Here is a 14,485-nt window from a genome sequence, read left to right on the forward strand (position 1 = left end):
ACAACATGGCGGTGTATCAAGTATTGGTTGTCGATGATTCCGCTTTTATGCGTAAAATTGTCTCAGATTTAATAGAAGCAGATTCGGAGTTTAAGGTTACGGCAACAGCATCAAATGGTAAGGAAGCCATTCAAAAAGCAATAGACTTGAAGCCGGATATCATCACAATGGACGTTGAGATGCCCGAAATGAATGGCTTGGATGCATTAAAATCGATCATGAAGCAATCTTTCGTTCCGGTAATTATGCTCTCGGGAATTAATGAACAAGGCATGAAGGAGACCATCATGGCGCTCGAGGCCGGTGCATTTGACTTTATTCGTAAGCCATCCATTGTGCATGATCAGGATATTGCCCAAGTAGGTAAAGCACTGATTGAGCGGATGCGAGCAGCAATGAATGAAATCAAGCGAAAAGCCGATCGAGAAGCATCCATGAAGAAGAATCGGGATGAAGCGCAGAGCAAACTGCTGCATCAGTCCCAGCGAGTTCAGGTTGACTCACCTTTACAAGACCGCAAAGGTCTTTTGAAGAAAACGATAGAACCTGCCCAGTCAGGAACACGACTTGGTAGTGATAAATCTGAATCCTTGCGAGCAAAACCGAAGCAGCCAACTGCTCCACTGACGAATCAGAATGCGGGACGTTTGGACAAGAAGCCGGAGCGTTTACGAGATGCAAATGGAGCCTCGGATACGAGCACTGACAAGTTAGCAAAGGCGAACAAATCAACGCAGCTTCCCAAGGGAAACCGTTTGTCCAATACGTCTCGATTGGCTGAACAGGAGACAGCAGCCGCTGCAGCCGAACCATCCAAGGATATTGCCAAGGTAATCCCGTCCCATAAGGGAGCAGGGGGAGCAGACGGTTCATTCAACAAGCTTGTGGCTATTGGTTGTTCAACTGGAGGACCGAGAGCCCTCAAGACTTTGCTGGAGCAGCTGCCAGGTGATTTACCGGCTCCAGTCATTATTGTTCAGCATATGCCGCCTAATTTTACCCGGTCCCTTGCCCAACGTTTGAATACATTCAGTGAACTGCATGTGGTTGAAGCTGAGGAAGGAATGGTTCTACGAAAAGGGACAGCCTACATTGCTCCAGGTGGCTTTCATGTCAAAGTCAACAAAACGGCAGACGGAAGATTTACCATAAAGCTGACAGAGGAAGAACCAGTCAATGGTCACAGGCCCTCAGTAGATACGATGTTTGAGTCGCTGCTGTCGTACACGTCATTGCAACGACATCTGGTTTTGCTGACAGGGATGGGCAGTGACGGCGCTCGTATGATGAAAAAATTGTATGAAGCCGGTGTCACATCAACCTTTGCGGAGAATGAAGAAACTTGTGTTGTGTATGGTATGCCGCGTTCTGCTGTAGAGCTGCAATGCGTGCGTCATCTACTGCCATTGCAGGAGATTGCGCCTAAACTTGTTCAAGCTGTGAAATAAACGGAGTGTAACTCATGGAGGAGGTGCCTCACAATGGACATGAATCAATATTTATCTATGTTTATTGATGAGTCTAATGATCATCTGCAGTCCCTTAACGAAAATATGCTTCAACTCGAAGGCAGTCCGGAGGATCTGGGAATTGTTCAGGTCATATTCCGCTCCGCTCATACGTTGAAGGGTATGGCTGCTACAATGGGTTTTGAGGATCTGGCATCATTGACGCACAAAATGGAAAATGTGCTGGATCTGGTACGTAATGAAAAGTTAAAAATGCAAGATTTCATTTTTGATACCCTGTTCAAGAGTTTGGATGCTCTGGAAACAATGGTTCAGGATATTACCGAAGGTGGAGAGGGTAAAGCGGATGTCTCTTCCATCGTAGCCTCTCTCCAAGCCATTGAGAGTGGTGAATGGACGGGAGGTACTGCTGCTCCAGCAGCCGCAGTAAACCAATCATCAAGTACAGTAACACCAAGTGCGGTTGAACTGGACGAATTCCAGTACTCCGTATTGGATCAGTCCATAGCTGAAGGTCACCGTGTGCTCTATATTGAAGTTCTTGTCAGCGAGCAGAGCCAGCTGAAGGGCGTACGTGCATATATGGTCTTCGATCTGTTAGAACGCTCGGGTGAAATTGTTAAATCGTTCCCAACAGTACAGGATATCGAACAAGAGAAGTTTGAGCGCAGTTTTTCGTTGTATTACATAACAACCAAAGAGGCGCAGGAACTTGAAAAAGGCATTATGAGCATCTCTGAAATTGAGAGTGCCAAAGTCATTCAGCTGGATCAAGAGACTCTTCAGCAAATGACCAATCAGGCAGCGGCAACAGCTGAAATGGAAGCTGCACCTGTTCCTGCTCCAGTAGATGCATCCCCGGAATCGGTTTCTTCATCAAAAGACGAACCAAAGAAGCCGGCAGCGACCAAAACAGCTGCACCTAAACAAGCTGCTGCACCCTCACGTACCATCCGTGTGGATATAGAACGTCTGGATGTACTGATGAACTTGTTCAGCGAGTTACTGATCGATCGTTCCCGTTTGGAGCAGTTGGCCAGCGAGACGGGTAATAATGATTTGTCTGACACGGTAGCTCATCTGAGCAGAGTCAGTACAGATTTGCAAAATATTGTACTGAAATTGCGGATGGTTCCTGTGGATACGGTATTCAACCGTTTCCCGCGTATGATTCGTGACCTGGCTAAAACACTGGACAAAAAGATCGATCTGGTCATTACGGGTGCCGAAACGGAGCTTGATCGGACGGTAATCGATGAGATCGGCGATCCGCTGGTGCATTTGCTGCGTAACGCTGTAGACCATGGTGTTGAATCGATCACAGAGCGTGTGGCAGCAGGTAAACCGGAATTGGGGACAGTTAACCTTCGCGCCTTCCATAGCGGAAATCATGTATTTATCGAAATCGAAGATGACGGTAAAGGCATTTATCGCGATAATCTGTTGAGAACAGCTGTCAAACGTGGCGTTGTTACCGAAGAACAAGGTGCCAAGATGAGTGATGATGAAGTCAATCAGCTGTTGTTTGCACCAGGCTTCAGTACTGCAGATAAAATCTCGGATATCTCCGGCCGTGGAGTAGGCTTGGATGTTGTAAAATCCAAAATCACCTCCCTTGGTGGTAATGTAACCATTCATTCGACACCGGGTAAAGGTACCAACTTCTCCGTTCAATTACCTTTGACCTTGTCTATCATCGCTGCGATGCTTGTCCGACTTGGTTCCGAGAAATATGCCGTTCCTTTGTCTTCCATTGTGGAGACAGCTATTGTGCAGCGTGAACAGGTTCGCAACATTCATGGCAATAAAATGATCACGTTCCGTGAGTCTTTAATTCCGTACCTGTCCTTGAGCGAGGTTTTCGGGGTGCCTGATTTCAATGATGCGGACGAACAAGAAACTGAAATCGTGGTTATTCGCAAAGGTGAACGTCTTGCAGCTGTAGCAGTTGAAGAATTTATTGGACAGAGTGAGATTGTTCTTAAATCGATGGGGACTTATCTTCCTGCCATTGAAGGGATCTCTGGTGCAACAATTCTGGGAGACGGACAAGTAGCTCTGATTCTTGACCCTAATGCGTTTATTAAATAAGCACAAAAGATAAGTCTTACATTTAATAGGGAGGTTTTATCCATGGAAGAAGAGTTGAAAGTCATTGTCTTTAAATTAGGTTCCGAAGAGTATGGTATTGAGGTAGACAAGGTTCAGACGATTGAGCGTATGATGCCTATTACCCGTGTTCCCAAGACCTTCTCTTTTGTAAAAGGGGTTATTAACTTACGTGGGGTTGTTATTCCCGTCATTGACCTGCGTGGTCGATTCTCTTTGCCGGAAACAGAATATACCGATCAAACACGTATTGTTATTGTAGGCGTGGACGATATGCAAGTTGGCTTTATCGTTGACTCTGCCAATGATGTTATTGACATCAAGCGTGATGCTATTGATAGTCCGCCTGAAGTGGTTGGTGGAGTTAAAGCAAGATACCTGCGCGGTGTAGCCAAGCTGGAGGATACGCGCTTGTTGATCATGCTTAATCTCAACGAAGTATTAAATAAAAGCGAGATTGTACAGCTGGAAAGTATTGAGGGCTAACACCGTGGAACTGTTCAACCGATTTGAGGGATTCCAAATGGATGTGCTCAAAGAGGTCGGTAACATTGGAGCAGGCAACGCCGCAACGGCGTTGTCTCAGCTTCTCAATAGACCGATTGACATGGGTGTACCTACAGTACAGATGCTTCCTTTTGAAGAAGTTGCTGAGAAAGTGGGCGGAGATGAACGTATTGTTGTTACCGTATTTCTTCGTGTTGAAGGCGAAGCACCAGGCAATCTCTTCTTTATGATGGCACCTGAGGCTGCCAAAATGCTGCTGAACCGGCTTGCCGGTTTTGATCTGAAGGAAGGTCTTGCATTCACGGAAATGGAACAATCTGCTCTATCCGAAATCGGGAATATTCTGGCGGGTTCGTATCTTTCTTCTTTGGCAGATTTCACAAAACTAGCTATGTATCCGACCGTACCTGGACTTGCTATTGATATGGCTGGAGCCATTTTAAGTTATGGTTTGCTGCAGTTTGGTGAAATGGGCGACGATGCATTATTGATTGACACTTCTTTCTTTGAAGGCGAAGATCAGGTAGAGGGTCAATTTTTCCTGATTCCGGATCCGCCTTCATTTGCTAAGATATTTGAATCTTTAGGGGTGCCACTGGATCATGATTGAAGACAAAAGCGTCGTTAAAGTCGGTATGGCGGATTTGAACATTGCTCATCTTCCCGGCGTAATCCGTACGACTGGCTTGGGCTCTTGTGTGGGATTAACGATGTATGATCCGCATTTGAAGCTTGCCGGAATGGCGCATGTCATGCTCCCCACTTCAGAGATTGCTCGTGAAGGAACTTTGAACAAAGCCAAATATGCAGATACGGCATTGCCGGAATTGTTACAAAGAATGATACAACTCGGTGCCTCTCGTTCACGTATTGTGTCCAAAATGGCTGGAGGGTCTCAGATGTTTGCCTTCTCGGGGGCAGGGGATACGATGCGTATCGGACCGAGGAATGCGGATTCTTGTCGCGAATGGTTAGAGAAGCTTGGAATTCCACTTCTCGCCGAAGATACCGGTGGGAATTATGGACGAACGATTGAAATGGATTGTGAAACTGGACTTTTGACTATTCGAAGTGTCCAAATGGGTGTAAAGGAACTATAAGACATGATAGGAAACTACCGCATTAATCTTGGAGCAGGCATAGTCGGATTTATTCTGACTTTTTTTGTAGCATACAGCAGCAATGTGTTGATGACCAGTTTAATTCGCGGGTTGATCGGCTTTGTAGCCTGGTTTGTCCTTGCTTATGGTTTGCGCTGGGGACTGGGATTGCTGCTGAACCCTCAGGTAGAGGGGGATGAATATGGTTATGATTCACCGGGCGCTCAAGAACTAAGAGGTTCACAGGTGGACATTAAACTCGAAGACGATGGACAAGAGCTGAACGACTTGCTCAAACATGGACAGAACGCCTCCTCTGGGGAGAACCTTCCACCATCTGAGACGAAAGCTCCAACGGGATTTGCTCCTTTGGATCCGCCTAAACTTGTCCGGACCAAGGAGCCGGAGGAGTTGGCGCAGGCCGTTCGTCACCTGACAGACAAATAAGGAGGGTGAAAGCAATTGAACGAGCGTAAAGCTTCACATTTGAACCACGCTGACCTGTGGGAAAAGTGGAAAGAACAAGGCGATCTTGAAGCCAAGAAAAGTTTGATCGAAAAGTATCTTCATATTGTAAACTATGTATCCGGGCGTTTGGCTGTCGGTCTGCCCAAAAATGTCCCGAAAGATGATCTGGAGAGCAATGGTGTCATGGGATTGATTGATGCGCTGGAGAAATTTGACTATGAGCGTGGTCTGCAATTTGAAACGTACGCCTCCTGGCGGGTACGTGGTGCAATCCTTGATGGTTTACGACAGGGAGATTGGGTGCCTCGTTCCGTTCGGGAGAAAGCAAAGCGGATTGAAGATGCTTACCAGCAGCTAGAGCAGACATATTTGCGCTCCGTCAGTGATGAAGAAATGAGTCAGTATCTCGACGTGTCGACGAAAGACTTTCAACATATGCTTCAGGAAGTGGCAGTGATGTCGCTTTGTTCTTTAGAGGACCCGATCCGGGAAGAAGAGTCTGAGACTCGACTATCCTTAATGGTCGACGAAAAAGCTAAAAATCCGGATTATAAAGTCAATGAGTTCTATTTAAAAGAAGCTTTGGTGCAAGGGCTTGATAAATTGACGGTCAAAGAGAGAACGGTTGTTTCGCTTTTATATTATGAAGATCTGTCTCTTAGCGAAATTGCTGAAGTCATGTCTCTTTCTCCGTCACGAATCTCTCAACTGCACTCAAAGGCCATCTTAAGGCTACGGGGAACACTGGATAAACAGAAAGACTTGCTTATGCGTAAGGATTAGTAGTTGAATAGAGATTGTTAATTTTAGGATTTTTGGGGAGTGGGAAGTTTAAAAGGGGGAAGAGATGCATTGACACAGCAGACTGTTTTGGAACAGTGTTTGAGCATTGTTTTATCAGATGATAAAAGTACGGCCTACCTTGAGTTTTCCAAACAGGAAGAAGATTTTACGTGTACACCGGATGAGCTCGAAAAATATATAGCAAGTCAGGGTATCAAATATGGTGTGTTGCGCGAAGCATTGCTTGTTTTTGTGAGTCGTCCTGAAATGTATGTGAAGGATCGATGCAAGATTGCGGAAGGGATTAAACCAGTACAGGGAACGGATGGATTCATCAAGGTACTGGTGGGCATGGACGATTCCAATGAACGGCGCCCTCTGGAAGCGGAAGACGGGAAAGTCGATTACAAAGAAGTGACTCGTTTAAACAATGTTCGAACAGGTCAAATCATTGCCGAACGTATTCCTCCTGTGGATGGCACGGCAGGTAAGGCTGTGACTGGTGAAGAAATCCCTTTTCGTCCCGGGAAAGAAGCCCGTTTCAAAGTTGGGAAAAACGTTGTCGTTAATCCGGAAGGAACTGCGATGTATGCTGCTCTGGATGGATTGGTTACCAAAACAGACGGCAACAAATTGAATGTGTTTCCTGTATACGAGATCAATGGCGATGTGGATTATAACATTGGTAACATCGATTTTGTAGGTACAGTTGTTATCCGAGGTAATGTGCTCACCGGTTTTAAAGTAAAAGCGGCGGGGGATATACGTGTTGTCGGAGGTGTCGAGGGAGCGGAGCTGGATGCGGGTGGCTCTGTCGAAATTACCGGCGGTATTATTGGTTATAACAAAGGACTTATACAAGCTGGACATAACGTGAAATGTACCTTTATTCAAGAAGGCAACGTCGATGCGGCGGAAAATGTTCTGGTATCCCAAAGTATTATGCATTCCACGATTCGTGCGGGAAATGCGGTAATCTGTGAAGGCACAAAAGGACTTATCGTTGGCGGGTCGATCCAGGCCGGTGAAAAAGTCTCGGCACGTGTTGTTGGTAACAGCATGTCTACTGTGACATCCATTGAAGTAGGTGTATTACCTAAGCTGCGTAATGAGCTGAATGACTTGCGTAAGGAAGTCAGGGAGCAGATGGATGCTTTGGATAAAACGAAAAAAGCTTTGACATTATTGGATCAGTTAGCTGCTGCTGGGCAATTAAGCCCGGATAAAATGTCAATGCGGATCAAACTGAGTGCTACACAAAAATCTGCCCTTCGTCTTAGTGAGGAAACGAAAACACGTATCTTTGAAATTGAAAAGGTGCTTGAAGATACAAGCAGGGCTCGCGTCGATATCCATAAGATGATTTATGGTGGCTCTAGAATAGTTATCGGCAGATACACCAAATTTATTAAAGATCCGATAAGTCGAATATCTTTTTATTATCATGATGGGGATATAACGATGGTTCCATTCGTTTAAGTACAGCATTCAAACACATGAAGAAATCCATTCGATACCGTGAGGTGAACGTATGAGTTTCAAAGCGGTTGAGTTGCAGATTGCCGTACCTAGAACAAGTGAGGCTGGGCGTTATCAGAGTGAAGCTCAGCAGAGACCGGTGACGGACCAGAACTTGCTGGCAGAACAAACGGCCAAAGAAGCAAATGAAGCAAGGCAACGAAGCGAGGCGCTGGATGAAACAGCACACACCAATGTACGCGATGGTCAGTCTAGAAACCAAGAGCAGCAGAGCGGCTCCAATGAACCGGAAGCGACTTCAACACTGGATACTGTCAAACCTGCCGAGCATCCATACAAAGGAAAACATATTGACCTGTCGTTGTAATGGATGACATGTGATTCACATGTAGTCTTGAGCATCGATGGCTGCATTAAAAGGAGAGAACCCAATTTGTCACCATGGATTATTATTGTCATATTAGGAGCCTGCGCTATTGCATATGCGTTTATCATGCCCAAGAAAAACAAGGTGCAGGAGCCTGGGCATCACCTGGTGCAAGAGATGGAATCTACGCTTGAACATTATATGGCTGAGATCGAAAACGACAATGATGCTCTCATCCAACGTGTTGCTGAGATGAAGGGTGAGGCAACAGCTGCAGATCAGCGTATGCAATCTCAGCTTCAGGAATTACAGCGGAGGTTGGATCAACTGGAAGAAAGTAAAACGACACAAACAGACGCACCCTCCAATATAAATCCGGTACATAGCACAAGCGGATTGCAAGCTCAGGCGCTTGTAGACAGTGTGCGAGCAGATATGGCCCAACAGGCGTCAGAAACAGTGCAGCAAGCCACTGAGCAAGAATTGAAGCCTGTACGTGATTCCATTAAGGATCGATATGCAGAGCTGTTTAATTTATATGCTGAAGGAAAGTCAGTGGATGCCATTGCCAAGCAGACAGGCATACAACGTGGAGAAGTACAGCTGATTTTACAGCTGGCAGAACGGGAGGAGAGCTAAGAAATGGACAAGCGCTCCTTATGGATTGGACTTGGAAGTGGCATGATTGTTGGTGCGGTATTGCTGCAGCTTGCAACGGTTGGACAAAACGCATTGTCTGAGAGTAATCTTGACCCAGATGTAGCTACAGCCAACCTGACCATGGAACAGCTTGAAGCGGCGGCGAAGAGTATGGATATGAAGCTTGTAGCTTCCGATGATGAGCTGTATACAGAAACTGAGTGGGTAGCGAAGAAGAAACAGGAGAGCAGCGAACTGCAGGGGAAAACGGCAACGGCCCCCGAAGCGGCAAAGTCAGCTGAGGAACCGGAGCAACCCGAGACTCCACAGCAGCCTGCCACCAATAAAAGCGGAAACCAGAATGAAGTCAATCAGCCCAAGACGACTGAGCCGTCAAAGCCTAACAATCCTGAAGCTGCGGCTACAGTATCTTTCAAAGTACGTTCAGGCAACAGTCTGGCCATCGTGGCGGGTAATCTGGAGAAAGCCGGGATTGTCGATAGTGCACAAGCTTTCATAAAGGCTGGCAGGGCTGAGCGAATTAATACCAAAATACAAGTAGGCACCTATGACCTGGAGAAGGGCGAAAGCTTCAAATCCATTATTGCCAAGATTACAAAAGAACCGTCAAACTGAGTTCGCTCAGAAGGACGGTTTTTTATTTATAGATTGTGACAGGTTTTGCACCGCTACAACGGATATGAATTTGTTTGAAAAGAGCGCTTTTTTGTACAAGGCATTTTAGTTTGAAAGACTGTTGCATCAGGCAATCAGTTATGATATATTAGATAACGGTGTTAAAACACACGCATGTGCTAATTTTGTTGAGGGTGCTTTCCTGATGGAGAGTCTTGGCGAAAAATGATGCCGGCGGAGGACACAATAAAACCATATTAGGAGGTGTGTGAAGATGGCAGTAATCTCCATGAAGCAGCTTCTCGAAGCTGGGGTACACTTCGGTCACCAAACTCGTCGTTGGAACCCAAAAATGGATCGTTATATCTTCACTGAAAGAAACGGAATTTATATCATTGACTTGCAAAAGACAGTGAAAAAAGTCGAAGAGGCTTACAACTTCGTTAAAGGAATCGCAGGAGAGAATGGTACAATTCTTTTCGTGGGTACGAAAAAACAAGCTCAAGATTCCGTTAAAGAAGAAGCTGAACGCGCTGGTCAATTCTACATTAACCAACGTTGGCTCGGCGGTACCCTGACTAACTTCTCAACTATTCAAAAACGTATTGATCGTTTGAAACAGTTGGAAGCTTGGGAAGAAGACGGTACTTTCGCTGTATTGCCTAAAAAAGAAGTAATCTTGCTTCGCAAAGAGAAAGATCGCCTGGAGAAATTCCTCGGCGGTATTAAAAATATGAAAGGCCTGCCAAGCGCCCTGTTCATCATCGATCCACGCAAAGAGCGTATCGCTGTTGCGGAAGCTCGCAAATTGGGTATCCCAATTGTAGGTATCGTTGATACAAACTGCGATCCGGACGAGATCGATTATGTTATCCCGGGTAACGACGACGCAATCCGCGCCGTTAAGCTGTTGACAGGTAAAATGGCTGATGCCGTTATCGAAGCTAACCAAGGCGAAGAAACTTCCGCTTAATAGATTCGAACATATCTAATGAATTAAATGAAAAGGGTGGTTGGTAGGTGGATAACCTCTCACTGCCCTTTTTTTAGAGTGTACGTACAATTACTTATTTTTGGAGGGAATTAATAATGGCAGTTAATGCGAGTGCAGTAAAAGAACTCCGTGAAAAAACGGGCGCAGGTATGCTCGATTGCAAAAAAGCACTAGAAGAAGCAAACGGTGACATCACGAAAGCAGCTGAATTGCTTCGTGAAAAAGGTCTGTCAGCAGCAGCAAGCAAAGCTGGCCGTGCAGCAACTGAAGGCGTTGTAGAATCTTATATCCACGCTGGTGGCCGTATTGGTGTACTGGTAGAAGTTAACTGTGAAACTGACTTCGTTGGTAAAACAGACCAATTCAAAGATTTCGTTAAGGACATCGCTATGCAAATCGCAGCAGCGAACCCGAAATTTGTCACTCGTGAAGAAGTTCCTACAGAAGAGCTGGAAAAAGAGAAAGAAATCTTGAAAGCTCAAGCTTTGAACGAAGGCAAACCAGAAAAAATCGTTGAAAAAATGGTTGAAGGCCGTATTGGTAAATATTACGAAGAATTCTGCCTGTTGGAGCAAACTTTTGTTAAAGATCCAGACAAAACGATCTCCCAACTGTTGAACGAAAAAGTTAGCCAAATCGGTGAAAACATCTCCATCCGTCGTTTCGTTCGTTACGAACTGGGTGAAGGTCTTGAGAAAAAAGTAGATAACTTCGTAGAAGAAGTTATGTCCCAAGTGAACAAATAAGACGTTTTTCAAACCGGCAAGCAGAAATGATTTTCGAAGATATAAGAATGATGAAACTTCGAAGCGCTACTCCCTTATATCCCAGGAAAACAATGCCTTACCGGTTGAACGTTTTTCCTAAAAGAGCGGAACACAACTGTGTTCCTTTCTTTTTAAGCAGGAGGCCATGCGCGAGAAGTTTTGTTGGTTGAACGCCCAGGGGGTTCAATTCAAAGTGGAGGGTGAATAATTGGAACAGCCAGTATTTAAACGTGTTGTCTTAAAGGTCAGCGGAGAGTCTCTTTCCGGTCAAAACGGCTACGGTATTGATGCAGAGACGATCTCGTCGATTGCCCAGCAAGTAAAAGAAGTGGTTGAACTAGGTGTACAGGTTGCTATCGTATGTGGCGGCGGAAACATCTGGCGTGGAATTGCCGGTAGCGAAAACGGCATTGACAGAGCGACTGCGGATTATATGGGGATGCTGGCGACGGTTATGAACTCGCTCGCACTGCAAGATGCACTGGAACAGATTGAAGTGCCTACACGCGTACAGACATCGATTGCCATGCAACAAATTGCAGAGCCTTATATTCGTCGTAGAGCTATTCGTCATCTGGAGAAAGGCCGGGTCGTTATTTTTGCAGCAGGTACAGGTAACCCGTTCTTCTCCACCGATACAACAGCAGCACTGCGCGCAGCGGAGATTGAAGCAGAAGTCATTTTGATGGCCAAAAACAAAGTTGATGGTGTGTACTCAGCAGATCCATTTAAGGACAGCACAGCTGTCAAGTTTGATCAGTTGACTTACATGGATATACTTAACAAAGATCTTGGTGTGATGGACTCAACGGCGTCCTCACTTTGTAAGGACAACAACATTCCGTTGATCGTATTTGCCATTACGGAACAAGGTAACATCAAACGTGTTGTTCTTGGTGAACGCATCGGGACAATCGTTAAAGGGAGTGTAGATTAATGCCACAAGCGGTTAAAAAACATGCCGAAGAACGTATGGATAAAGCGATTCAAGCGTTGCGACGTGATCTTGCCACTTTGCGTGCAGGTCGTGCAACTCCGGCTCTTCTCGACCGGATTCAAGTGGAATATTACGGTGCAATGACACCGCTCAACCAATTGGCTAATATCAGTACACCGGATTCCCGGACACTGATGATCCAGCCATGGGATAAATCCTCTATGGGGGACATTGAGCGTGCAATTATGAAATCCGATCTTGGCCTTACGCCAGCGAACGACGGAACGATGATTCGTCTGTCCATTCCAGCACTTACGGAAGAACGCAGACAAGAACTTGTGAAGTTGACGAAAAAGTTCGGTGAAGAAGGTAAAGTAGCCATTCGTAATATTCGCCGTGATGCGAATGATGATATTAAAAAAATGGAGAAGTCAGACATTTCCGAGGACGAGTCCCGGAGACATCAAGACGACATCCAAAAATCGACCGACAAGTTTATTGCTGAAGTCGATAAGGTACTCGCTGCCAAAGAAAAAGAAATCATGGAAGTGTAAGACAAGCGCAGCCCCTCCAATACGGTGGGGTTTTGTCTCTTTTTCCAAGCTTCAGGTAAAGAAACTTCAGGGATTTTGGAGGAACAGGAATGATCAAACGGGTTCGGTCGTGGTGGAATGGGGCTGACAAGCAGGAAACGCTGACTATATCCGAGGATAATATCCCGCAGCACGTCGCCATCATTATGGACGGCAATGGACGATGGGCGAAACGTTTGGGTCTCCCGCGAATAGCTGGCCACCAGAATGGGATGAAGGCTGTCAAACGTGCGACCATCGCGGCGGATGAACTGGGCATCAAATATCTGACGATGTACGCTTTTTCGACAGAAAACTGGACGCGTCCAAAAGAAGAAGTGGATTTTCTGATGCGGCTTCCGCAAGAATTTTTGGCGATAGAGCTAGATGAACTGATAGAAAAAAATGTACGCATTCGTATGATGGGCCAGGAGGAGCATTTGCCTTCTCATACCATTAATGCTTTGCGTGAAGCTATACGTCTTACGGAACATAACACAGGGCTTGTTTTGAATTTTGCAATGAACTACGGAAGTCGTCGCGAAATGACAGACTGTGTCAAACAGATCGCTCTGCAGGTAAAGTCGGGGGAACTATCGGCAGAGGATATTACGCCTGAACTCATTGACAGACATATGCTCACTGGGGATATGCCTGATCCGGATTTGCTGATCCGGACGAGCGGAGAGTTGAGATTAAGCAATTTCATGCTTTGGCAGCTTGCATATAGCGAATTATGGTTTACGGATATATACTGGCCCGAATTTGGCAAAAAGCATTTGCTTGAAGCAGTAGCCGAATATCAGCGCAGAACAAGGCGTTACGGCGGTTTGAAATAGATGGAGGATGAAGCCGTTGAAACAGCGATTAACGACTGGAATCATAGCAGGTGTGTTGTTTTTGGGTTTTTGCATGCTGGGCGGACCCTGGTACCATGGTTTGGTATTGCTTATGGCTCTCATCGGTTATTATGAATTTGTGAAAATGACCGGGGTACAGCCTTTTTCAGGTGTAGCCCTAATCGGTTATGCAGGTATCTTTGCAATTGTGTTTCCTTGGGAAATGGTTTGGGAAGCCAGACCGCTAACGTTATTCCAGATTGGCTGGATTGTGATGCTGGTTTTAATGACAGCCTCTGTTGTAACTAAAAACAAGATTTCTGTGAACACAGTAGCTATGCTCTTTCTGGGAGTAATGTACATTGGAATCGGTTTTTATTACATTGCGGAATCCAGACATTTGCATCATGGATTGTTCTGGACATTCCTGCTGTTAGGTTCCATATGGGCAAGTGATGCTGGTGCCTATTTTGTAGGAAAACTGATCGGAAAGAACAAATTGTGGCCCTCGATTAGTCCTAACAAAACAGTAGAGGGTGCGCTGGGCGGGATTGTAATCGCGGTAGTCACTTCTGTTGTTTTTGCATGGGTGTCAGACGGGTTGTTGTCTTGGCAAAGAGCGGTATGGATTGGGATTGCATGCGCGGTTGTGGGACAGATGGGGGATCTGATCCAATCTGCTTACAAACGTGTGTATAACATCAAAGATTCCGGCACTCTGCTCCCGGGGCATGGCGGTATTCTGGATCGGTGCGACAGCTGGATTGTCGTTTTTCCATTCGTACATATACTAATGCTTTTGCCCTATTAAAGATGAGC

17 protein-coding genes are annotated in these 14,485 nt (G+C 45.8%); all 17 read left to right on the top strand.

Going from position 1 to position 14,485, the window contains the following annotated elements; genetic code table 11:
• Positions 1-5: 5 nt before the first annotated feature.
• The 17 genes from P364_RS0111280 to P364_RS0111360 all read left to right on the top strand — a co-directional run bounded on the left by P364_RS0111280 (position 6) and on the right by P364_RS0111360 (position 14,477).
• Positions 6-1,448, top strand: coding sequence for a protein-glutamate methylesterase/protein-glutamine glutaminase (locus P364_RS0111280; protein ID WP_024630232.1), 1,443 nt, complete (start codon positions 6-8; stop codon positions 1,446-1,448).
• Positions 1,449-1,481: 33 nt separating this feature from the next.
• Entirely contained in the window at positions 1,482-3,560 is a 2,079-nt protein-coding gene (locus P364_RS0111285; protein ID WP_024630233.1) for a chemotaxis protein CheA, read from the top strand.
• Between the two features lie 42 nt (positions 3,561-3,602).
• On the top strand, positions 3,603-4,064 hold the full coding sequence (locus tag P364_RS0111290; RefSeq protein WP_024630234.1) for a chemotaxis protein CheW: 462 nt from the start codon (positions 3,603-3,605) through the stop codon (positions 4,062-4,064).
• 37 nt (positions 4,065-4,101) lie between these two features.
• Positions 4,102-4,695 (top strand): chemotaxis protein CheC, encoded by a 594-nt coding sequence (locus P364_RS0111295; RefSeq protein WP_094936499.1) that lies wholly within the window; start codon positions 4,102-4,104, stop codon positions 4,693-4,695.
• A complete protein-coding gene (locus tag P364_RS0111300; RefSeq protein WP_024630236.1) occupies positions 4,688-5,185 on the top strand; it encodes a chemotaxis protein CheD in 498 nt (165 codons plus the stop codon). The genes P364_RS0111295 and P364_RS0111300 overlap by 8 nt, the downstream gene beginning before the upstream one ends.
• A 3-nt stretch (positions 5,186-5,188) precedes the next feature.
• The gene (locus P364_RS0111305) at positions 5,189-5,632 is read left to right on the top strand and encodes a hypothetical protein (RefSeq protein WP_024630237.1); all 444 of its coding nucleotides are present in this window, start codon (positions 5,189-5,191) and stop codon (positions 5,630-5,632) included.
• 15 nt (positions 5,633-5,647) lie between these two features.
• On the top strand, positions 5,648-6,436 hold the full coding sequence (locus tag P364_RS0111310; protein WP_024630238.1) for a FliA/WhiG family RNA polymerase sigma factor: 789 nt from the start codon (positions 5,648-5,650) through the stop codon (positions 6,434-6,436).
• 69 nt (positions 6,437-6,505) lie between these two features.
• Positions 6,506-7,915, top strand: a complete 1,410-nt coding sequence (locus tag P364_RS0111315) for a DUF342 domain-containing protein (protein WP_024630239.1) — start codon at positions 6,506-6,508, stop codon at positions 7,913-7,915.
• Positions 7,916-7,967: 52 nt separating this feature from the next.
• Positions 7,968-8,282, top strand: coding sequence for a hypothetical protein (locus P364_RS0111320; RefSeq protein WP_024630240.1), 315 nt, complete (start codon positions 7,968-7,970; stop codon positions 8,280-8,282).
• A gap of 66 nt (positions 8,283-8,348) precedes the next feature.
• Positions 8,349-8,921: a hypothetical protein gene (locus P364_RS0111325; RefSeq protein WP_024630241.1), complete on the top strand. Its 573-nt coding sequence runs from the start codon at positions 8,349-8,351 to the stop codon at positions 8,919-8,921.
• A 3-nt stretch (positions 8,922-8,924) separates the two neighbouring features.
• Positions 8,925-9,557, top strand: a complete 633-nt coding sequence (locus P364_RS0111330; protein WP_024630242.1) for an endolytic transglycosylase MltG — start codon at positions 8,925-8,927, stop codon at positions 9,555-9,557.
• Between the two features lie 274 nt (positions 9,558-9,831).
• Positions 9,832-10,530 (top strand): 30S ribosomal protein S2, encoded by a 699-nt coding sequence (gene rpsB / locus P364_RS0111335; RefSeq protein ID WP_024630243.1) that lies wholly within the window; start codon positions 9,832-9,834, stop codon positions 10,528-10,530.
• Positions 10,531-10,646: 116 nt separating this feature from the next.
• Positions 10,647-11,297 (top strand): translation elongation factor Ts, encoded by a 651-nt coding sequence (gene tsf, locus P364_RS0111340; protein ID WP_024630244.1) that lies wholly within the window; start codon positions 10,647-10,649, stop codon positions 11,295-11,297.
• A gap of 229 nt (positions 11,298-11,526) precedes the next feature.
• Entirely contained in the window at positions 11,527-12,255 is a 729-nt protein-coding gene (gene pyrH / locus P364_RS0111345) for a UMP kinase (protein WP_024630245.1), read from the top strand.
• Positions 12,255-12,809 (top strand): ribosome recycling factor, encoded by a 555-nt coding sequence (gene frr / locus P364_RS0111350; RefSeq protein ID WP_024630246.1) that lies wholly within the window; start codon positions 12,255-12,257, stop codon positions 12,807-12,809. The genes pyrH and frr overlap by 1 nt, the downstream gene beginning before the upstream one ends.
• Positions 12,810-12,898: 89 nt before the next feature.
• On the top strand, positions 12,899-13,666 hold the full coding sequence (locus P364_RS0111355; protein ID WP_024630247.1) for an isoprenyl transferase: 768 nt from the start codon (positions 12,899-12,901) through the stop codon (positions 13,664-13,666).
• 16 nt (positions 13,667-13,682) lie between these two features.
• On the top strand, positions 13,683-14,477 hold the full coding sequence (locus P364_RS0111360) for a phosphatidate cytidylyltransferase (protein ID WP_024630248.1): 795 nt from the start codon (positions 13,683-13,685) through the stop codon (positions 14,475-14,477).
• The last annotated feature ends 8 nt before the right edge of the window (positions 14,478-14,485 follow it).

The sequence above is a fragment of the Paenibacillus sp. MAEPY2 genome (assembly GCF_000499205.1).
Classification (GTDB): Bacteria; Bacillota; Bacilli; order Paenibacillales; family Paenibacillaceae; genus Paenibacillus; species Paenibacillus vandeheii.